The sequence below is a fragment of the Rothia nasisuis genome, from assembly GCF_928381405.1.
In the GTDB taxonomy this organism is placed as follows: Bacteria; Actinomycetota; Actinomycetes; order Actinomycetales; family Micrococcaceae; genus Rothia; species Rothia nasisuis.
This window is the reverse complement of the sequence record NZ_CAKMSB010000002.1, coordinates 194,061-214,282: the sequence shown is the minus strand read 5'-3', so window position 1 is coordinate 214,282 and position 20,222 is coordinate 194,061. Positions and strand designations below refer to the sequence as shown.

General features: G+C 59.6%; 16 protein-coding genes and 2 tRNA genes. 16 read left to right on the top strand and 2 right to left on the bottom strand.

The window, feature by feature from the left end; genetic code table 11:
* Positions 1-461: 461 nt before the first annotated feature.
* The 4 genes from ileS to ndk all read left to right on the top strand — a co-directional run bounded on the left by ileS (position 462) and on the right by ndk (position 6,115).
* Complete coding sequence (ileS, locus tag L6966_RS02505) at positions 462-3,764, top strand: isoleucine--tRNA ligase (protein WP_237232818.1); 3,303 nt, start codon at positions 462-464, stop codon at positions 3,762-3,764.
* A 15-nt stretch (positions 3,765-3,779) separates the two neighbouring features.
* The gene (locus tag L6966_RS02500; RefSeq protein WP_419721879.1) at positions 3,780-5,189 is read left to right on the top strand and encodes a bifunctional folylpolyglutamate synthase/dihydrofolate synthase; all 1,410 of its coding nucleotides are present in this window, start codon (positions 3,780-3,782) and stop codon (positions 5,187-5,189) included.
* A gap of 10 nt (positions 5,190-5,199) precedes the next feature.
* Positions 5,200-5,637 (top strand): DUF4233 domain-containing protein, encoded by a 438-nt coding sequence (locus L6966_RS02495; RefSeq protein ID WP_083091180.1) that lies wholly within the window; start codon positions 5,200-5,202, stop codon positions 5,635-5,637.
* 61 nt (positions 5,638-5,698) lie between these two features.
* On the top strand, positions 5,699-6,115 hold the full coding sequence (gene ndk / locus L6966_RS02490; RefSeq protein ID WP_083091179.1) for a nucleoside-diphosphate kinase: 417 nt from the start codon (positions 5,699-5,701) through the stop codon (positions 6,113-6,115).
* Positions 6,116-6,185: 70 nt separating this feature from the next.
* Here ndk and L6966_RS02485 read toward each other — a convergent pair whose 3' ends face one another.
* Complete coding sequence (locus tag L6966_RS02485) at positions 6,186-6,812, bottom strand: vitamin K epoxide reductase family protein (RefSeq protein ID WP_237224015.1); 627 nt, start codon at positions 6,810-6,812, stop codon at positions 6,186-6,188.
* 553 nt (positions 6,813-7,365) lie between these two features.
* Between L6966_RS02485 and L6966_RS02480 the strand changes: the two genes are divergently transcribed.
* The 12 genes from L6966_RS02480 (at position 7,366) to L6966_RS02425 (ending at position 19,241) form a co-directional block, all read left to right on the top strand.
* Complete coding sequence (locus tag L6966_RS02480; protein WP_237224013.1) at positions 7,366-10,539, top strand: Rne/Rng family ribonuclease; 3,174 nt, start codon at positions 7,366-7,368, stop codon at positions 10,537-10,539.
* A 388-nt stretch (positions 10,540-10,927) separates the two neighbouring features.
* The gene (gene rplU, locus L6966_RS02475) at positions 10,928-11,239 is read left to right on the top strand and encodes a 50S ribosomal protein L21 (RefSeq protein ID WP_083091176.1); all 312 of its coding nucleotides are present in this window, start codon (positions 10,928-10,930) and stop codon (positions 11,237-11,239) included.
* Positions 11,240-11,291: 52 nt separating this feature from the next.
* Complete coding sequence (gene rpmA / locus L6966_RS02470; protein WP_083091175.1) at positions 11,292-11,549, top strand: 50S ribosomal protein L27; 258 nt, start codon at positions 11,292-11,294, stop codon at positions 11,547-11,549.
* A gap of 140 nt (positions 11,550-11,689) precedes the next feature.
* A complete protein-coding gene (obgE, locus tag L6966_RS02465) occupies positions 11,690-13,291 on the top strand; it encodes a GTPase ObgE (protein ID WP_237224011.1) in 1,602 nt (533 codons plus the stop codon).
* A 28-nt stretch (positions 13,292-13,319) separates the two neighbouring features.
* Positions 13,320-14,513 (top strand): glutamate 5-kinase, encoded by a 1,194-nt coding sequence (gene proB / locus L6966_RS02460; protein WP_419721878.1) that lies wholly within the window; start codon positions 13,320-13,322, stop codon positions 14,511-14,513.
* An 84-nt stretch (positions 14,514-14,597) separates the two neighbouring features.
* On the top strand, positions 14,598-15,881 hold the full coding sequence (locus L6966_RS02455) for a glutamate-5-semialdehyde dehydrogenase (RefSeq protein WP_083091173.1): 1,284 nt from the start codon (positions 14,598-14,600) through the stop codon (positions 15,879-15,881).
* Positions 15,882-16,021: 140 nt separating this feature from the next.
* Positions 16,022-16,270, top strand: a complete 249-nt coding sequence (locus L6966_RS02450) for a hypothetical protein (RefSeq protein WP_083091172.1) — start codon at positions 16,022-16,024, stop codon at positions 16,268-16,270.
* 118 nt (positions 16,271-16,388) lie between these two features.
* The gene (nadD, locus tag L6966_RS02445) at positions 16,389-17,087 is read left to right on the top strand and encodes a nicotinate-nucleotide adenylyltransferase (RefSeq protein ID WP_083091171.1); all 699 of its coding nucleotides are present in this window, start codon (positions 16,389-16,391) and stop codon (positions 17,085-17,087) included.
* 89 nt (positions 17,088-17,176) lie between these two features.
* The gene (locus L6966_RS02440) at positions 17,177-18,385 is read left to right on the top strand and encodes a hypothetical protein (protein ID WP_237224009.1); all 1,209 of its coding nucleotides are present in this window, start codon (positions 17,177-17,179) and stop codon (positions 18,383-18,385) included.
* A 60-nt stretch (positions 18,386-18,445) separates the two neighbouring features.
* On the top strand, positions 18,446-18,898 hold the full coding sequence (gene rsfS, locus L6966_RS02435; protein WP_083091363.1) for a ribosome silencing factor: 453 nt from the start codon (positions 18,446-18,448) through the stop codon (positions 18,896-18,898).
* Between the two features lie 196 nt (positions 18,899-19,094).
* A tRNA-Ala gene (locus tag L6966_RS02430) sits at positions 19,095-19,167 on the top strand.
* A gap of 1 nt (position 19,168) precedes the next feature.
* Positions 19,169-19,241, top strand: a tRNA-Ala gene (locus tag L6966_RS02425).
* Positions 19,242-19,374: 133 nt separating this feature from the next.
* Here the strand turns inward: L6966_RS02425 and L6966_RS02420 are convergent.
* Entirely contained in the window at positions 19,375-20,199 is an 825-nt protein-coding gene (locus L6966_RS02420) for an SDR family oxidoreductase (protein WP_237224008.1), read from the bottom strand.
* Positions 20,200-20,222: the final 23 nt, after the last annotated feature.

Below are 20,222 nucleotides of genomic sequence, written 5' to 3'. Positions count from 1 at the left end.
CTTTCCCACATGCAGATGATTAGACTAAGCAACTTCAAAAACACGTTAGACAGTCACCGCACCTGCCCCCTAAAATAGGTAGCAGTTGCAATGACCCGGCCATCACCGGCGAGCAATCCGGAAGAACAGGTTGTACCTGCACACCCCCGTAATTCGTTGCGACGAGGGGAGTGCGCGGAATAGATATAGCCCCAGTAGACCCGGACGGGTAAGCCCGAAACAGCTGTCATGAAGCGACTGATAACCGGTTCGACCCTGCGCTGGGTGCAACCTGCCTCATCTCACGAGACGGCAGATTGCCCCGGCGCAGACCCATGCCCGCCAATCAGGGTGTGGGGGTCGGGCCGGTTGAGGTAAGCAAGGTGGTACCGCGCAGGTTTCTTGCCCGTCATAAGGACGGGGGAGGGCAGGCGTCCTTGCACCCCACGTTATTGGCAATAAGTAACCTCAAGGGCGCAACCATGACTAAGAAGCCTGTCTACCCCAAGGCAAGCGCAAGCGGAGCCAGCTTGGTGGCCGCTTCCCCCTCCTTTCCCGCACTCGAAGAAGCAGTACTGGACTACTGGAAGAAAGACGGTACTTTCCGGGCTTCCATCGATAACCGCGACGCCGGTGAAAACGGAGCTAACGAGTTCGTTTTTAATGACGGCCCCCCCTTCGCAAATGGCTTGCCTCACTACGGCCACCTATTAACCGGCTACGTCAAGGACCTGGTGGCCCGCTACCAGACCCAGCGCGGGCACAAGGTCGAACGCCGCTTTGGCTGGGACACCCACGGCCTGCCCGCAGAGCTTGAAGCAATGAAGCAGCTGGGCATGACCGATAAGCAGCAGATTATCGAGATGGGCATCGATAACTTCAACGACGCTGCCCGCGCCTCGGTTCTCAAGTACACCAAGGAGTGGGAAGAGTACGTTACCCGCCAGGCCCGCTGGGTGGACTTTGAAAATGACTACAAGACTCTGAATGTGGAGTACATGGAGTCCGTGATCTGGGCCTTCAAGCAGCTACACGATAAGGGCCTAACCTACGAGGGATTCCGCGTGCTGCCCTACTGCTGGAAGGACGAAACCCCGCTTTCTAACCACGAGCTGCGCATGGACGATGACGTCTACAAGGATCGTCAGGACCCCTCCGTCACCGTTGCCTTCCGCATCACCGACGATACTTCCCTGGCCAAGCACTCCGAGGTCGCCGCCGAGCTGACCGGTGTTGAGGCTCTTGCCTGGACCACCACCCCCTGGACCCTGCCCACCAACCAGGCCCTGGCCGCTGGCCCCGAGATCAGCTACGTTGTGGTGCCCGGTGCCGGCGAACTGGCAGGGCGCCGCTTCCTACTGGCTGCTGACCTGCTGGGCGAATACGCCAAGGATCTGGGTTATGCGGATGCCGAGAAGCCTGCGGACGCCGCCCGCGAGGCCATACTTGCCACCTACACCGGTGCCCAGCTTGAGGGCGTGCGCTACGCGCCCCTGTGGGACTACTTCACCGACACCGAAAAGTTCGGCACCGACAAGGCCTGGCAGATTCTGGTCGCTGACTATGTGACCACCACCGACGGTACCGGCCTGGTGCACCAGGCCCCCGCCTACGGTGAGGACGACCAGAAGGTCTGTGAGGGCTACGGCATCCCCGTCATCCTTTCCATCGACGAGGGCGCCAAGTTCCTGGACCTCTTCGCCGACTCCACCCTAGCTGAGGGTGCCCCCCTGACCGAGATTGCCGGCGTCCAGATCTTTGAGGCCAACCGCACCATCATCAAGACCCTCAAGGCTGATAGTGCGCTGATCCGCGAGAAGTCCTACGTTCACTCCTACCCCCACTGCTGGCGCTGCCGCACCCCCCTGGTCTACCGCGCCATCACCTCCTGGTACGTGCGCGTCACCGACTTCAAGAACCGCATGAGCGAGCTGAATGAGGACATCAACTGGATCCCTGAGAACGTCAAGCACGGCCAGTTCGGCAAGTGGGTTGAGAACGCCCGCGACTGGTCCATCTCCCGCAACCGCTTCTGGGGCTCACCCATCCCCGTGTGGGTATCGGACGACCCCAACTACCCCCGCACCGACGTCTACGGCTCCCTAGCTGAGCTGGAAGCCGACTTCGGTCGCCTGCCCCTGAACAAGGACGGTCAGGTCGACCTGCATCGCCCCTACATCGACGAGCTGACCCGCCCCAACCCGGACGACCCCACCGGCAAGTCCACCATGCGCCGCGTGGAAGACGTGCTGGACGTCTGGTTCGACTCCGGTTCCATGCCCTTCGCCCAGTTCCACTACCCCTTTGAAAACAAGGAGTGGTTCGAGGCCCACTACCCGGCAGACTTCATCGTTGAGTACATCGGCCAGACCCGCGGCTGGTTCTACACCATGCACATTCTGGCAACCGCCCTCTTCGACCGCACCGCCTTCGAGAACGTCATCGCCCACGGCATTGTGCTGGGCTCGGATGGCCAGAAGATGTCTAAGTCCCTGCGCAACTACCCGGATGTCTCCGAGGTGCTGGACCGCGACGGTTCGGACGCCATGCGCTGGTTCCTCATGTCATCTCCGATTCTGCGCGGCGGCAACCTGATTGTGACCGAGCAGGGTATCCGCGAGGGCGTCCGCCAGGTCATGCTACCCCTGTGGAACGTCTACCACTTCTTTGCCCTCTACACCAACGCCGCAAACGGCGGGGCAGGCTACGAGGCCAAGCTGGTCACCGAGGGGCAGCACGTGATGGACCGCTTCATCCTGGGCAAGACCCGCCAGCTGGTTGCCGAGGTCACCGAGGCCATGGACGCCTACGACGTCTCTGCCGCCTGCGAGGCTTTGCGCACCTACACCGACGCTTTGACCAACTGGTATGTGCGCCGTTCCCGCGAGCGCTTCTTCAACGAAGACACCGCAGCCTTCGACGTGCTCTACACCGCCTTAGTGACCTTCGTGAAGATGGCCGCGCCCCTGCTGCCGCTGACCACCGAGGAAATCTACCGCGGCCTGACCGGGGAGCGCTCGGTCCACCTGACCGACCTGCCCTCACCTGAGGATTTCAAGGACGAGTCAGAGCTGCTGGGTCTCATGGAGACCACCCGCGCTGTGGCCTCTGCCGGCTCAGCCCTGCGTAAGGCCCACAAGCTGCGCGTGCGTCAGCCCTTAGCCGCCCTGACCGTTGCGGTTGCTGGCGGTAAGGATCTGGCTGGCACCTTCGAGTCCATTATTGCTGATGAGCTCAACATCAAGGCGGTTGAGCTACTGGACGCCGCCGAGGTGGCTCCCGCTGACTTCGGCATCTCCCAGCAGCTCAAGGTCAAGGCCCGTGCCGCTGGCCCCCGCCTGGGTAGGCAGGTTCAGGTTGCTATCAAGGCGGCTAAGAGTGGCGACTGGGCTGTCACCGAGGACGGCACCGTGGTCGTTGGCTCCGACAAGATGGCTCTGGAGTCGGGCGAGTACGAGCTGGAAACCGTGGTTGCTGAAACCGAGGGCAGCACCGAGCGCGCCGTCTCCGTCCTGCCCGGTGGAGGCTTCCTGGTGCTCGACACCCACCTGACCGAGGAGCTACTGGCCGAGGGCACCGCCCGCGACGCCGTCCGCACTATTCAGGCAGAGCGCAAGGAGGCCGGCCTCAAGGTCTCAGACCGTATCGAGCTGGCCGTCACCGCCCCCGCTGCTGACCTTGAAGCCATCAAGAAGCACGAAGAGCTGGTTGCCGGTGAGACCCTGGCTGTCTCTGTCACCTACTCTGAGGGAGCTAAGTTTGCTGCCTCTGTGAAGAAGGCCTAAATGACTGACGACAGCATGGAGTTTGACCCCGTTTTTACCGGGCTTGTTGCCGAGGGCGTTCGCCACGACGACGCCCTCGGCGTCGCCTCGGTCTACGCTGAGCTGCTGGCTCGTGCACCTGAGAACAAGATGGCCCCCCGCCTGGACGCCATGGCCCGCGCCGTGGAGGTTCTGGGGGAGCCGCACCGCGCTGCCCCGGTCATTCACGTGACCGGCACGAACGGTAAAACCTCAACCGCCCGCATGATTGAGAGCCTGCTCATGGCACACGATATTCGGGTGGGCCGCTACACCAGCCCCCATATTTCGAATGTGACAGAGCGTATCGCGATTGATGGCGCTCCGGTAGCTGATTCCACCTTTGTGAGGATTTGGGGCGAGATCCAGCCCTATTTGCAGATAGTGGACGCTGAACTCGAGGCCGCCGGTGCCCCCCGCATCACCTACTTTGAAGCCCTGACCATTCTGGCCTTCGCTATTTTTGCGGACGAGCCGGTCGATGTGATGGTGCTCGAGGTGGGGATTGGTGGCACCTGGGACGCCACCAACGTAGCTGACGCTACCGTCTCCGTGGTCACCCCCATCGGCCTGGACCACACCGACATGCTGGGGCAGACCCTGGCCGAAATCGCCGGTGAAAAGGCGGGGATTATTAAGGACGGCGGCTTCCTGGTCTCTACAGCCCAAGACCCGTCTGCCGCCCAGGTGCTGCTCGAAGCAGCCCGTGCCCACAACGCCGACTACCGTTTTGAAGGGGTTGAATTCGGCACCCTCGACCGCACCGCAGGTGTGGGTGGGCAGTTGCTCACCCTCCAGGGGTTAGCTGGCCGCTACGAAGACATCGCACTACCGCTCTTCGGTGCCCATCAGGCCCAGAACGCGGCCGTTGCCCTCGCTGCGGTGGAGGCTTTTTTGGGCGGGGGAGAGAAAGAGCTGAATCAGGAGCTGGTTAAGCTGGCCTTTGGCCAGGTGCGCTCGCCGGGCCGTCTTGAGGTGGCCCGCACAGAACCTCCGGTAGTACTGGATGCTGCTCATAACCCGCATGGGCTGACTGCCTCGGCCGCCGCCTTTAAGGAATCTTTCAGTTTTGAGGAGCTACACCTGGTGGTCGGCATTTTAGAGGAAAAGCACGCAGAGGCCATGCTGGCCTTGCTCTTCGACGAGTACCTTGGTCGGGCTGACTGGCGCACCGTGTTGCATCTGACAAAGTCAGATTCCCCGCGTGCGATTGCTCCGGAAAAGTTAGCTGAGCTGGCTCTTGAAACTGGGTTTGATGAAGAGACCATCGAGACCTACGAGAACATCCCCGACGCTCTCTCAGCAGCGGTGACGGCAGCAGCTGACGTGCCCAACCTGAACTCGGCGGTACTGGTTACCGGTTCTATCACCGTGGTAGGCGAAGCTAGCACCCTGCTCGGATTGTAAAGGAGAGATAATGGCGAGAATGACCCGCGCCCAGCGCGAATGGCGCCCAGGCCAGCCGAAAAAGCAGCGCTCTATCAAGGTCATGTTTACCTCGATGGTGCTCTCACTCGAAGCTCTGGTTGCCTTCTTTGCAACCCTGGCGATCTTCGGCCACCACTTCAACGACCCAACCTGGGTTAAGGTGCTGATTTGGGCGCTGGGCCTGACCCTGGTTGTTGCCCTGCTTGCCACCCCGGCCTTCCTGAGAAAGAACTGGGGTTATCATCTGGGCTATGCTCTTCAGGCAGTGTTGATTCTGACCGGTTTTGCCCTGCCCTCCATGTTCTTTGTGGGTGCTGCTTTTGCGGTGGCCTACTGGTACGGTGTGACCAGTGGGGCTCGGCTCGATGCTGAAAACGCTCTTCGGGCTAAGGAGCAGGAAGAGTGGGAAAAGGCTAACCCGGCCTAAAGCTAAAGACTGGTAGGGTGAGAGTGGTCGCAACCACTATCGTCGTCAAAGGAGAAGAGATATGACTGAGCGTACCCTGATTCTGGTCAAGCCCGACGGGGTTGAGCGTAACCTGACGGGCCAGGTTTTGGCCCGTTTTGAGCGTAAGGGCTACCGCATCGCTGAACTGAAGATGCTGACCCCCAACCGTGAGCTACTCGAACAGCACTATGCCGAGCACGAGGGCAAACCTTTCTACGAGCCCCTGGTGACCTATATGAGCTCTGGCCCTGTGGTGGCCCTGGTTCTGGAAGGCAACGGTGTGCTTGAGGGCGCCCGCACTCTTATGGGCGGGTCCAACCCCACTACGGCGGCTCCCGGTACTATTCGCGGTGACTTTGGTCGTGACTGGGGTGGAAGCGTGCAGAAAAATCTGGTGCACGGCTCAGATTCCCCCGAATCAGCCGAGCGGGAGATCGCTCTCTGGTTTGATGCCTAATCTGTAAAAATCTAGGGGCCCGTAGAAAGCGTGAACTTTCTGCGGGCCCCTAGTGCATCTTCTGCGGGGTTTAAAACATTCCCACGATAACGTCAAAGAAGCGAATAAAGATGATGCCGAAAATGAGAATATACATCAGGATGATGGTGAACCAGGTCCAGTTCGGCGCAGCCTCGCGGATGGCCTCAGGAGCCGGAATGACACCGGCGTGGATGTTGCGCGTGGTGACTTTGACAAAGATAGCAATCTGCATAACCCACACAATCATGCAGAAGAGGCAGAGCGCGTTAATCTCAAAGGTGGTGTTGTACCAAAGCCAGAACACAAAGCCCAGAGCCAGAGTGTGGCCAACCTGCATGGCAACCCAGTACCAGCGGGCGAAGTGGGCTCCAGCAAGCAGGGCAGTGGAGATAGTCAGCACAATAGCGTAACCAGCAATACCGATGAAGGGATTAGGGAAGCCAAAAGCCTCAGCCTGCCAGGTGCGCATGACGGTGCCGCAGTTCAGCAGGGCGTTGATATCGCAGACCGACTTGTGGGCGGCGTCCATATAAATCTGTAGACGCTCGTAAACTAGCATGCCTGCCGAGCCAAAGGCGAGCAGGCCAGGTAGCAGAGTAAACCAACCCAGACGGCGGTCTGCTACGATCTGCGAAACCGTCGGTTCTTCGGGTGGCGTGTGTACGGAGGTAGACACAGTGAATCCTTAGGGTGTTTCTATCTTTTGATTCCATCCTACGGGGCACGGTCACCGGCATCAGCCTGGCAGGGTGCATGGTGGGATTTCTTTACGAACTTCACAGGTAGCGGTGCGCTCCCTCCCGTTGGGTTACAGCGAACAGGGGTGGGTTTAGCTCACAGATGAGTAGGCAGGTTCGTTGCTGCAGAGCCAAAGGTTGCGGTCTGTGAGAGAATGGGTGTGGCAGTGTGCCGTCCGCATGCGGTGGCACTGCCCAGCAGGCACCCCGATTGGCCCCCAGGTTCCACCTGAGGTAGGCGCACGAACCGGCTTGAACCGCTACCAAAACGAGTAGTTCAAAGAGCCCCTCGGGTTGTTGCCGCTGGCCCGGCCCCTCGGTATGGACGATAAAAAGCTCAGACTGACCGAGTATTGCTTGAGGAGCAAGAAGGTCTTAGCCGGGTAGCAAGGTTTTCGTTTGGCCCTGCCACGTAGAAACGCAAGGGCACAAACGACAGCAGGCAAGCCCACAGGTGCGGCTGCGGCACACCGACAAGGAGAGTGAACGCTGATGAGCAGCGAACAGCCCGAGGTCACCGAAAACCTCGAGAGCACAGAAACCCCCGCCCCGGGCGAGGTTGATTTCAGCAAGGCAGAGGCCACCCCCCAGGGGCCCGAAGCAGAAGCCCAGATCAGTGAGTTAGCTGATGGTAGCCAGCAGTCCGATGACGCTGAGGAGCAGAAGCCTGAGACGGCAGGAAAGACCGAGCCCGAGAGCAAGAAAGCGGCCGAAGCTCAGATAGATACCAATCCTTCCAAAGAATCGGAACCAGCCCAACAAGAGCCCACTGAACACCGTAAGTCTTTACGTGAGATTACAGCCGACGAGCTGGCCCAGGTCAATGCTGCGGTGAGCTCAAACACCATGCTTTTCTACTCGCCCAACATGGAAGAAATCGCTGAGCAGCTCAAGGCTGAGCGTGAAGCCCGCAGGGCCGCCGAAGAGGCAGATCGCCGAGAGCGCCGCCTAGCTGACCTTGATCCCGAAATTACCTCCCACCGCCGCCGCCGTCGCCGTAAAGGTGATGCCGACTACGAGTTTGAGGGGGGCGTTGAAGGTGACCCAGAAGATACCGTGGTCAAGGTTCGCGCACCGCGCCTGTCTGACTCTCACAGCACCAACCGGGTAACCGGAGTGCGTGGGTCTACCCGCCTCGAAGCCAAGCGTATTCGCCGTCGCGAAACCCGCGCCACCGGCCGCCGCCGCCAGGTTATTACCGAGGCGGAGTTCCTGGCCCGCCGCGAATCCGTAGACCGCCAGATGCTCGTGCGTCAGAAGGACGACCGTATACAGATTGGTGTGCTCGAAGATGGGGTGCTGGCTGAGCATTTTGTGTCTAAGACTCAGCAGGACTCCCTGATTGGCAATGTTTACCTGGGCAAGGTGCAGAATGTTCTGCCCTCTATGGAAGCCGCTTTTGTCGATATTGGCCGCGGCCGCAACGCCGTGCTCTACGCGGGCGAAGTCAACTGGGATGTCAGCGGCCTTGACGGTGCCCCCCGTAAAATTGAGAATGCTCTCAAGGCCGGGGACTCCGTACTGGTTCAGGTCACCAAAGACCCGGTGGGCCATAAGGGGGCTCGCCTGACCAGCCAGGTTTCCTTACCCGGCCGCTACCTGGTCTACGTACCCGGCGGGTCCATGACCGGAATTTCCCGCAAGCTACCCGACGTGGAGCGTCAGCGTCTCAAGAAAATCCTCAAGGACAAGTTGCCTGAGGACGCGGGCGTCATTGTGCGCACCGCCGCTGAGGGAGCCAGCGAGGAGGAGCTGGCTAATGACGTTAACCGCCTGCGTGTGCAGTGGGAAGAAATTCAGCAGAAGAGCGACTCCCGTAAAGTGCTGGCTCCCGAGTTGCTTTATCAGGAGCCAGATCTGACTATCAAGACCGTGCGCGATGTCTTTAACGAAGACTTCATCTCCATGATGGTGCAGGGTTCGGATGCCTGGGATTCTATCGAAGCTTACGTCACCTATGTTGCTCCCGACCTGCTGGACCGCTTGAAGAAGTGGGAAGAGGACGAGGACCTCTTTGACCACTACCGTATTGAAGAGCAGCTGGCTAAGGCCCTGGATCGCAAGGTCTACCTGCCCTCCGGCGGCTCCCTGGTCATTGACCGCACCGAGGCGATGACCGTGGTGGACGTTAACACCGGTAAGTTCACTGGCTCCGGCGGCAACCTCGAAGAAACCGTCACCAAGAATAACCTCGAAGCTGCAGAAGAAATTGTGCGTCAGCTGCGCCTGCGCGACATTGGCGGCATCGTTGTCATTGACTTTATCGATATGGTGCTTGAGTCTAACCGTGACCTTGTGTTGCGCCGCCTGGTCGAATGCCTGGGGCGTGACCGTACTAAGCATCAGGTCGCTGAGGTAACCTCGCTGGGCCTGGTACAGATGACCCGTAAGCGCATGGGCACCGGTCTGCTCGAAGTCTTCTCAGAGCCCTGTGAGGTCTGTGGGGGCCGCGGCATTCTGGTCCACGACCAGCCGTTGAATGGCCGCGCCGGCGGTGCCTCTGACTTTATTCATCGTGCTGAGCGCGACGATCGTAAACGCTACCGTAACCAGAAGGTGAGCCGTCGCGAGGCTGCTCAGGAGGTCGATGAAGAGACCGAGCAGAAGACCGAAGCCCGTAAGGCCGCTCTGGCTAACATTGTGGCTGCCTCAACCCACCATGAGCATGAGGACGAGGAGGCCGAGTCGAAATCTGCCCGTAAGCGCAAGCGCCGCAAGCGCAACCGTCGGGCTGACTCTGGTATGGAGACCGCTGCGGCACTGTCTGAGAGCGGTGAGCAGGTTTTGACCATCGGCGATGAGGTCATCGAACTACCTGCTACCTCTGACGGGGGACAGAACGAAGAAAGCATGGGGGAGCAGGGCTCCTTCACTCTCGAATCACTGGCCGCGGTGTTCGACGCAGAGAGCGATGAGTCCGGTCAGGAATCCACCGAGACTAGTACCGGCCACCAGCGTGGCGAACAGGGCCGTGGCGGGCGTGACCGAACCCAGGGCAAGCGCCGCAGTAATAGGCGCAATGACATCTCTGCTGACGCCCTTACCGCTAATTCAGATGCTTCCTTAGAAGTTGATCCCGAGGCCGATTCTCGTTTCTCCCAGACTTCTTCACGGCTGGACGCCATCCGGGCAGGTGAGGCTCTTGCCCGCGCCTCCCAAAAGGCAGGCCGTGACTACGACCGTGACGGTGAGGACGCTCCCGTTTCAGGTAATCGCCGGGTCGGTAGCGACCGTCGTGCTGGAGGGGAGTATGGGGACACCGCTCGCGGGGAACGTCAGGAACGCCGTGCCCGTAAGCCCCGCCGTGCCTCTACTAGCGACGTCAAGTATGTGGCTCCTATCGAGGTAGCTGCCGACCCGGCGGTTACCGGTGTAGCCACCCCGGGTAAGAAGGTTGCTGAACCTGAGGCTACCGGGCAAGTCCCTGTCAGTCAGGAGGGAACTGCTCACGCCCCTGCCTCACGCCCCAAGCGCCGCTCACGCCGGGCCGTCAGCTCAGGTGCTGGTTCCAGCCAGGTGCGTACTGAAGAGGTCACGGCAGCAAGCGGTAGCTCCGTGGTAGCCAGCATCGACCAGGCAGCCAAGCCCGCAACTACCGACAGTGATGCCCCTGTCATGCTCGGTGTCGGTGTCTCAGCTGCCGACATCAAGCGTGTAGGTAACTAAAGATACGGGGAATGAAAGGCGCCCCTACGCCGACTAACCTTCTTGCTGGTTCGCTGGCGCTCATACGCAATTCATGCCAGCCCCAGCCAGTCGGTTTTGGGGCCTTTCATTCCCCAGTGCCTGAGGGGTTCACCACATATCTTGCCCGGCACCGACTCACCGCGTAAACTGGTGAGTCGGTGCTGTTTCCACAAGCAAGCGTTAGCGTGGACTCAGCTAGGCATATTCCACACGAAATAAGGCCAAACCATCTCAAAACGACAGAACCTGAAATCGCCCGGTATTTACTGTGCAAACCGGGTCACCACCTTGCTGTTGAGCCCGAGTTCCTTTCAGGAAGACTCGTTTTGAACCATTAAAATGACGTCAAGAAGAAGTGAGTTCCCAAGTGGCATACGCAATTGTCCGCGCTGGCGGCCGCCAGGAAAAGGTCTCAGTTGGAGACCTGGTTACCCTTGACCGCGTCGCTGGCGAGCCCGGTAGCACCGTTGAGCTGCCCGTGCTGATGCTGGTTGACGGCGACAAGGTCACCGTTGATGCAAAGTCCCTGGCTTCAGCCAAGGTTACCGCAGAAAAGATTGAAGACCTCCGCGGTCCCAAGATCGTTATTCAGAAGTACAAGAACAAGACCGGTTACAAGAAGCGTCAGGGCTTCCGCGCCGAACTGACCACCGTCAAGATCACCGCAATCGACGCATAAGTTCAGCGTAGACTGGTTTCTAACAAACTTTCTTTACCTAAGGTAGGCATCAATGGCACATAAGAAGGGCGCAAGCTCCACCCGCAACGGCCGTGACTCAAACCCCCAGTACCTCGGTGTTAAGCGCTATGGCGGCCAAACCGTCAACGCAGGCGAGATTCTTGTTCGCCAGCGCGGCACCCACTTTCACCCCGGCAACAATGTAGGCCGCGGTGGCGACGACACCCTGTTCGCTCTAGCAGCAGGTAAGGTCGAGTTCGGTACCCGCAAGGGCCGCAAGGTTGTTAACATCCTTGCAGCTGCTGAGTAAGGTCCCATATCTTATTCGGTTAAGAGGGCGATCACGAGGCAACTCGTGGTCGCCCTCTTGCGTACCGCTGGCTCAGCCTCAAAAGGTAAGGCCTGTAAACTAGATACCCAAAGAAATTGTTAGCTTGAAGGAGCTGAATCGTGGCAGAGTTTGTAGATCGCGTGGTCTTGCATGTAACCGGCGGGCACGGTGGGCACGGCTGCGTCTCGGTTCGCCGCGAAAAGTTCAAGCCCCTCGGCGGCCCGAACGGCGGCAACGGCGGTAGCGGCGGCAACGTGGTCTTGCGGGTGGACGGCCAGACCACCACCCTGCTTGAATACCATCACAGCCCCCACCAGCATGCCCCCAACGGTGATATTGGCCGCGGTGACCTGGCCCACGGTTTCAACGGTCAAGATCTTATTCTGCCCGTGCCCCAGGGCACCGTGGTCAAAGACAAGGACGGCAACGTTCTGGCCGACCTGGTGCGCGTTGGGGACGAGTTCGTGGCGGCTGAAGGTGGCTTGGGCGGCCTGGGTAATGCCGCGTTAGCCTCTACCAAGCGTAAGGCCCCGGGCTTTGCCCTGCTCGGTATTCCCGGTTCAACCCGTGACCTTGTGCTGGAGCTCAAATCCATTGCAGATATTGCCCTGGTGGGGTACCCCTCAGCGGGCAAATCCTCGTTGATTGCAGCGATTTCAGCGGCCCGACCCAAGATTGCCGATTATCCTTTCACCACCCTGATTCCCAACCTGGGTGTGGTGCAGGCGGGTGATGTTCGCTATACCGTAGCCGATGTGCCCGGTCTGATTGAGGGAGCCTCTGAGGGCCGCGGGCTGGGTCACCGCTTTTTGCGTCATGTCGAACGATCAAGTGCCCTCGTGCACGTCATTGACTGCGCCACCCTAGAATCCAGCCGTGACCCCATCAGTGACTTTGATGTGATTCGCGGTGAGCTCGAAAACTACGAGGTTGACCCCACCGCCGGCGTCACCGTGCCGCTCAACGAGCGCCCGCAGCTGATCGTCCTCAACAAGATTGATGTGCCAGAGGCCCGCGAGCTGGCTGAGTTTGTGCGCCCCATGTTTGAAGAGCGGGGCTACCGGGTTTTTGAGATCTCAACAGCCTCCCACGAGGGTCTACGCCGCTTGACCTTTGCTATGGCAGAATTGGTCGAGGCGGACCGCAAGGCCCGTAAGAAATCCAAGGAGGCCCCTGCCGAAGACGCCGTCATTATTAAGCCCAAGGGATTCCGTTCCAAGAAGCGCCAGGAATTCACCATCCGCAAGGAGGAACGCAACCTGGAACCGCTCTTTCGGGTGCTCGGCGAAAAACCCGAACGCTGGATTAAGCAGACCGACTTCAACAATGACGAGGCCGTGGGCTACCTGGCTGACCGCCTCAACCGCCTGGGCGTTGAGGACGAACTTTTCAAGGCCGGTGCCCGTGCAGGTGATGCCGTGGTCATTGGTGAGGAGGCTGATTCCGTGGTCTTCGACTGGGAGCCCACCATGGTCGGCGGTGCCGAGCTGCTCTCATCCCCCCGCGGTACCGACGCCAGGCTCGAAGAAATCATCCGCCCTACGCGTGCCCAGCGTAAGGCAGATTTCCACGAGCGGATGGACGCCAAGGCCGAAGCCCGCGCCGAACTTGAAGCTGAACGCGTAGCTGGTATCTGGACCGAATCGGTTGACCAAGCCAAGTCAGACAAAGCCCGTGCAGCCAAGACTGGCCAGCGTTCGGCTGAGCAGGACGCTGAATAGTGCCATTGAGGGAGCTAAAATTTTGGATTTGAAAGGCGCCTTTCAGGCTTCAGCGGAATCACGTGGCAAGCACCGCCGCAGCCCCATTGTCGACCGCTCCGACATGCCCCGAGCTCAGCGCATTGTGGTCAAGGTCGGCTCGTCGTCACTGACTTCAATTGAAAATTCCCTGGACGAGCTGGCAATAGCCACTATCTCTGATGTGCTAGCGAAAAAGAAGAAAGAGCACCCCTCCATCGAGTTGGTTTTTGTGTCTTCTGGCGCTATTGCGGCGGGGCTAGCGCCCCTTGGCCTATCACGCCGCCCCAAGGATTTAGCCACCCAGCAGGCCGCAGCATCTGTGGGGCAGTCACTTCTCATGAGCCGTTATACCGATATCTTCTCCCGCTACGGCGTCACGGTCTCCCAGGTGCTACTGACCGCCGAAGATTTGATGGCGCGTGACCGCTACCGTAACGCACACCGGCAGTTAGAGCGCCTGCTCGATTTGGGGGTCATGCCCATTATCAACGAGAATGACGCGGTGGCCACCCGCGAAATTCGTTTTGGCGACAACGACCGCATTGCGGCTCTGGTAGCTCATACGGTTAAAGCTGATGCCTTGCTCCTCCTGTCAGACGTTGATGCCCTCTACACCCGCCACCCGGCGGAGGGCGGGCAGCGGGTCTCACAGGTGCGTTCTGCTGACGATGTGGCAGGCATGGATATCGGCTCAGCTGGTTCAGCGGGGGTGGGCTCCGGTGGTATGGTGACCAAGGTCAAAGCAGCCCAGCTGGCCGCTGCCTCCGGTATCCCAGCACTCGTCACCAGCGCCCCCAATGCCCGTGCCGCGTTTGCTGGTGAGGACGTGGGAACCTGGTTTTATACGACCGGTGAGCGCCGCCCGGTACAGACCCTCTGGTTGGAGCACCTGGCCGATATTGGGGGTGCAATTACCGTTGACGCGGGAGCCGCTGCGGCTCTGCGTCGCCGCCGCTCCCTGTTAGCGGCTGGAGTGACCGGTGTGCAGGGCGCCTTCGACGGCGGTCACCCGGTTGCCATCGTTGATGAAGCGGGGCAGGTGCTTGCCCACGCGCTGAGTTCCTACTCGGCGGGGGAGACAGCCCAGATGATAGGGTTGCACACCGAGCAGATTCAGGCGGCCATGGGCGAAACCTATGACGGTACTGTGGCTCACGCTGATAATATAGCGCTGGTTGGTGGCGCACAACCCACTCAATAGCCACGCCAAGCTTCCGCCACTGGGCCACCCCGGGCACGGTAGGATGGTGGGCGTAGAGTCCTTTTAGCCTCGAAGGAGAAGCTCATGGGTGAGCAACTGACTGTTCCCGAAGACGTTATGGAGCAGGTCGTTCATATGGCCGTTGACGCTCGAATAGCCTCGCGCCGACTGGCTAAGGCAGATACCCGCTGGAAGAACCGCGCCCTGACTGCTGTGGCTGATTCGCTGGAGAAACACACCGGTGTGATTATTGAGCAGAATGCTCAGGATTTGGCCCGCGAGCGTGAGAACGGCATGAGTGAAGCCATGCTCGACCGCCTTGCCCTCAATGAGCGTCGTGTCAAGGAGCTGGCTGATGCCCTGCGGGAGCTGGTAGCCCTACCTGACCCGGTGGGGGAGTTGGTGCGCGGCTCCACCTTGCCCAACGGCTTGCTGATGCAGCAGGTTCGGGTTCCTATGGGCGTCATCGGTGCGATTTATGAGGCGCGCCCCAACGTTACCGTTGATATTGCGGGACTGGCTATCAAGGCAGGTAATGCGGTCATGCTCCGCGGTGGCTCAGCTGCGGCCAAGAGTAACCAGGTGATTGTGCGCATTATCCGCGATGCTCTGCATGCTACCGGGCTTCCCATCGACTCGGTACAGTCGGTGGACGAGTTCGGCCGAGACGGCGCCAAGGCCCTGATGCAGGCCCGCGGCCACATTGACGTGCTGATTCCCCGTGGTGGGCATGACCTGATTCAGTCGGTGGTACAGAACGCTAAGGTGCCCGTGATTGAGACGGGAGAGGGCAACTGCCACATCTACCTCGATGTTACAGCTGACCCCGTTAAGTCAGCTGAGATTCTGGTGAACGCTAAAACTCAGCGCCCCGGCACCTGTAACACCGTAGAGACCCTCCTGCTGGCTGAGGGGGCTAAAGCCGCTCCGGGCGTCCTGGCTGCCCTGGCGAAGGCCGGGGTAACTTTGCACACGGACGAGGCTACCCGTGCAATTCTTCCCGAGGGCCTTGACGCTGTTGCCGCCACCGATGAAGATTGGGCCACCGAGTACGGTTCACTGGACATAGCGGTCAAGACCGTGCCGGATGTGAGGGCAGCTATCGCTCACATTCGAACATTTTCCACCGGCCACTCCGAGGCTATTCTGACCAACGATATAGCCAACGCCGAGAAGTTCATTCGGGACGTTGACTCTGCGGCGGTCTATGTGAATGCCTCCACCCGGTTCACGGACGGCGGGCAGTTTGGTCTGGGGGCTGAGGTGGGTATCTCCACGCAAAAGTTGCATGCCCGCGGCCCTATGGGGCTAGAGCAATTAACGACGACCAAGTGGATTGTGCGCGGCAACTGGCATACGCGTGACTAGGCCCCGTCATACCAAAAAACATTGCCGTGCAACCGAGTAAGCTGGGCCAAAGCACTCACGACCCGGTAGCATGGTAGATAGATTCCACCCTATGCCCGTGCTGGGGCGGGCCACCCGCCTCAGAAACGAAAGGTACACATATGTTTTCATCTGTTCTTGCCGCTGGCGCAGCGGTTGTTGCCTCAGAGGAAGGGAGCCACCAGCTTGAACTCTTTGGTATGCCCACCTGGTGGTTTGCCATTTTCGGCTTCATTTTCTTCGGCCTTCTTTTCTTTATTACCATCTCTTTCTCAGGCCGTGGCGTTGTCCGCCCTGATCACGCACCGGATCACCTGAGCAGTGATGAAACCGAAGCTCTGCGTGACTACCAAAGCAAGCGCAAGCACTAGGGAATAAACCCCGAACCCGTTGTCGGCGCGGTACCCGCAAGGCCCCTTCTCGGGGTAGGTGCCGCGCCGAACGTGTACGTAGTAAACCGCCGATCTCGTCACCGCCCTCAGGAGCCCTGTGATTCGCCCTGCCCACGAAATTCGACGTCAGCTTGGAATTCCTGAACCTGACCCAACCACCACCCGTGTTGGAGTTATGGGAGGAACCTTCGACCCAATCCACAACGGGCATCTGGTCGCAGCGAGTGAAGTCGCCGCGATTCTCAGCCTTGACGAGGTGCTTTTTGTGCCCACCGGTAACCCCTGGCAGAAAGCCAATAAAAGGGTTACCGCCCCCGAGCACCGCTATCTTATGACGGTGATTGCTACGGCCTCCAATCCGCGCTTTACCGTCAGCCGCGTGGATATTGAACGTGATGGGCCCACGTACACCATTGACACGCTGACCGATTTACACGCCCAGCGACCTGACGTTGAACTTTTCTTTATTACCGGTGCAGACGCGATGAGCCAAATCACCACATGGAAGGACGCCGACCGTATGTGGGATCTGGCCACGTTTGTGGCAGTGACACGCCCCGGGCACGAGCTAGAAGTACCTGCTGAGGCCGCCGACCGCGTCCGTGTTCTCGAAATCCCGGCCATGGCTATCTCCTCTACCCACGTGCGCGATCGCGCCAAACACGGCCTCCCCGTCTGGTACCTGGTGCCGGATGGGGTAGTGCAGTACATCAACAAATACGAGCTCTACAGTCAAGCTGACAGCGATACCGACGCCTCCGGCGGGTACGTTGCTGGCCTGCCCCGGCTAAAATAGATTGGGCTGCAGCAACCTGTTGCTCTGACGGGGTCAGAGCAAACTTGGTAGCATAAGAGCAAGAAACCTGTTGACCGTAAGGACGCACAGTGACCACCAGCCCCCAGCAACCCGATAGCGGCCAGCCCGGTACCAGCCCGGATGAGGCAACCCCCAGCTATCTCTATGAGCCTTTCATCACTCCAGATGGGCTAGAGGTGCCCCCACCAACCCGCCCCATGGGGCCCCGACGCCTTGCCCGTTACTACGATGAGGTCGCGGAGTACCTACGGGCACTACAGCGCGGTGATGAAGAGCCACCAGAAATGCCTATGTTTATGGGCGACGTTGACGGGGTGGAGGTACCCAAGGACCCAACCCGCTCTCTCGCCAATCTTTCGCAGATGGGCAATATCAGCTCAAATGATCAGGGTGAAGTGAACGTCGATTTTGACGAGACTCGAGCTACCGTGCTCGATGACCCCCTGGCAGGAATTGAACAGCAAGTTTATGCTACGGATGCCTACCCAGCCGATGAGAGAGCTGAGAAGGTTGATTTTGCGGCCGCTACCGGAGAAATCACCGGCCACACGGGCTTTGTGAGCGTTGATCAGCTTGGGTTGGCATCTGATGAAAACACTGAGTCTGAAGCTGAGCCGATAGAATCAGCTACTGAAGATTCCGGCCAGAATCAGACTACGACCAACTCTGAGGCTGTTACAGCTATTATTGCGCGTGCCCAGGCCAAGGAGGACGAACGTCAGTCTGCCCAGTCTGCAGCGGAAGGTTCTGACGCTCTTGTTGGGCCTGACCACGGTGAAGTGACAGAGCTTGCTGTCTCGGAACGTCCTAGCGCTTACGCAGATACAGCTATACCTGAATTACCTGAACCCGTGCCTGCTGTTGATGCTCAGGGCCTGGACCTGAGCGAAATTGATTCGGCGAGAACCCCGTGGCCCCTAGCGTCTGCACGTGATGCAACCGATTCTGCGGTAGACTCTGATAGTTCTGAAGTAGACCGGCTGGCACCGGCAGGCTACACCTACGACGAGCCCCTTGAGGACGATGACGACCCCACGAACGAGCTGGAGCAATTAGGCGATAACGAGAAGGCGGAGAGCTCTAGCGGCACTCGGCGGCACAGGCTAGCAGACGATGCCAATGAGACCTCCTTATCTGAGACTGTGGAGGCAGGGCACGAATCTGGCTCCTCTGAGGTGCCCGCTCAGACTAAAAAGTCTGGGGCGCTGGTCTCGATGCTGGGAATTCTCCTGCTGTTGCTGATAGCAACCGGTATATGGTTCTACTTCTTACGGTAAAACTTTAGATGAATGAAACCCCTCAGAGGTTGAGGGAACGATGTGCTCGGAAAGGGCGAAATGACCGCTGCTGCAGAGTCTATTGAAGCGTTGAAGGTAGCCGCACGCGCGGCTGATGACATGCAGGGCACCAACCTGCTGGCTGTTGATGCTTCTGACATTATGGGTTTGATTGACGGCTTTTTGGTTGTCTCTGCCCACAACGAACGACTGGTTAACGCAATTGTTGACGAGGTTGAAGATAAGCTACGTGAGGAGCTGGGGCTTAAGCCCCTGCGCCGTGAAGGTCGCGCTGAGGGCCGTTGGGTTCTGCTTGACTTCGGTGACATCGTGGTGCATGTTCAGCATGAGGAAGATCGCGCTTTTTACGCGCTGGACCGCCTGTGGGGCGAAGCTCCCCGCATTGATTTGGGTCTTGAGAGCGAGGCCGGTGAGGTTGATGTTCAGGGAGCTGAGGCTGACTTTGAAATCATCACCCCCGAAGCGGACCTGGTGAACCAGCGCGAAGACTAGTTTTCTAGCTGGTATTGGGGCGCATATGCGCCCCGACCTGCCCTAGAGCGGGGGAGGGAGTTGCCTTCTTAATTGTGCTGAGTCATACCCCGTAGCCTGAGTGTTCTAGCTCATATCATTAGGTTGAGCCTCAGTTTGCTTTGGGGCTCAGGGGTGGCCTAAACTAAAGAGGTCGCTGTAAGCGGCAGATAAATAAGGGGCTATGGCGCAGTTGGTAGCGCGTCTGCATGGCATGCAGAAGGTCAGGGGTTCGAATCCCCTTAGCTCCACGGGGGTATGGCGCAGTTGGTAGCGCGTCTGCATGGCATGCAGAAGGTCAGGGGTTCGAATCCCCTTACCTCCACGTAAGATGAGAAAATCGAAACTTGCCCCGCCTGATGGCGGGGCAGTTTTGTTTCTGTGGTGACTTCGGTCGGCGCATCGATGGTGGTGTGGGCGAGGATCGCTGAGCGGGTGATGATGCCCGCACCACAAGTTCAGGTCATGGTGCCGAACTGCTCGGCGTGTTCGTGCGCCCACCGAGCGAATGTCCGGGCCGGTTGTCCGGTGACCTCTTCAACGGTGGGCAGGACCACTCCGGCGGCGTCGGGAGGGTTGGTGGCGAGCTGGATGCCGAACTCCACATACTCCTCGTCGTATCCGTAACTTTGCAGCCGTGCGCGTTCGGCTTCCTCGTTCAGGTGCACAAAGGCGATGTCCTGGCCCGTCGCCTCGGCGAGGATACGCACACGTTCGGCCGGGGTGAGCGCCTCTGGCCCGGTGAGCGGGTAAAACTGTCCCGCATGGCCGTTCTGGGTGAGTGCGGCGACAGCGACAGCGGCGATGTCGGCTTCATGCACGACCGCGCTGGGGTAGGTGGCGAGCATTGAGACAGTTCGGGAGGTGCGGATCTCCTCGGCCAGTTCCAGGGCGTTGCCCATGAACTCGCCCGGTTGGAGGATGGTCCAGGCGATCGAACTGCCTTGCAAGGCGGCCTCAATACTGGTGGGCGACCAGCCGCCGAGCACGGTGGCGCGGCGGATGCCGTGACGTTCGGCCAGCGCGATGATTTCTGGGCCGTTGGTCAGTTCCTCACCGTTGTCACCGCCAAAGGTGATCAGGTGTATCCCTTCGATGCTGTCGAAGGCTGCTGTGAGGGTGCTGGTGTCGGTGAGGTCACCAGCAACCACTTCGACGCCTGCCGGCAGGTTGGCCCTGGCTGGGTTGCGGGTCAGGGCCCGGACGCGGTGTCCGGCGTCGTTCAGTTGGGTGACAAGGTGGCGGCCAACGTGGCCGGTGGCTCCAGTGACAAGAATGTGCATGGTTACGGTCCTTTCGTGAAGTG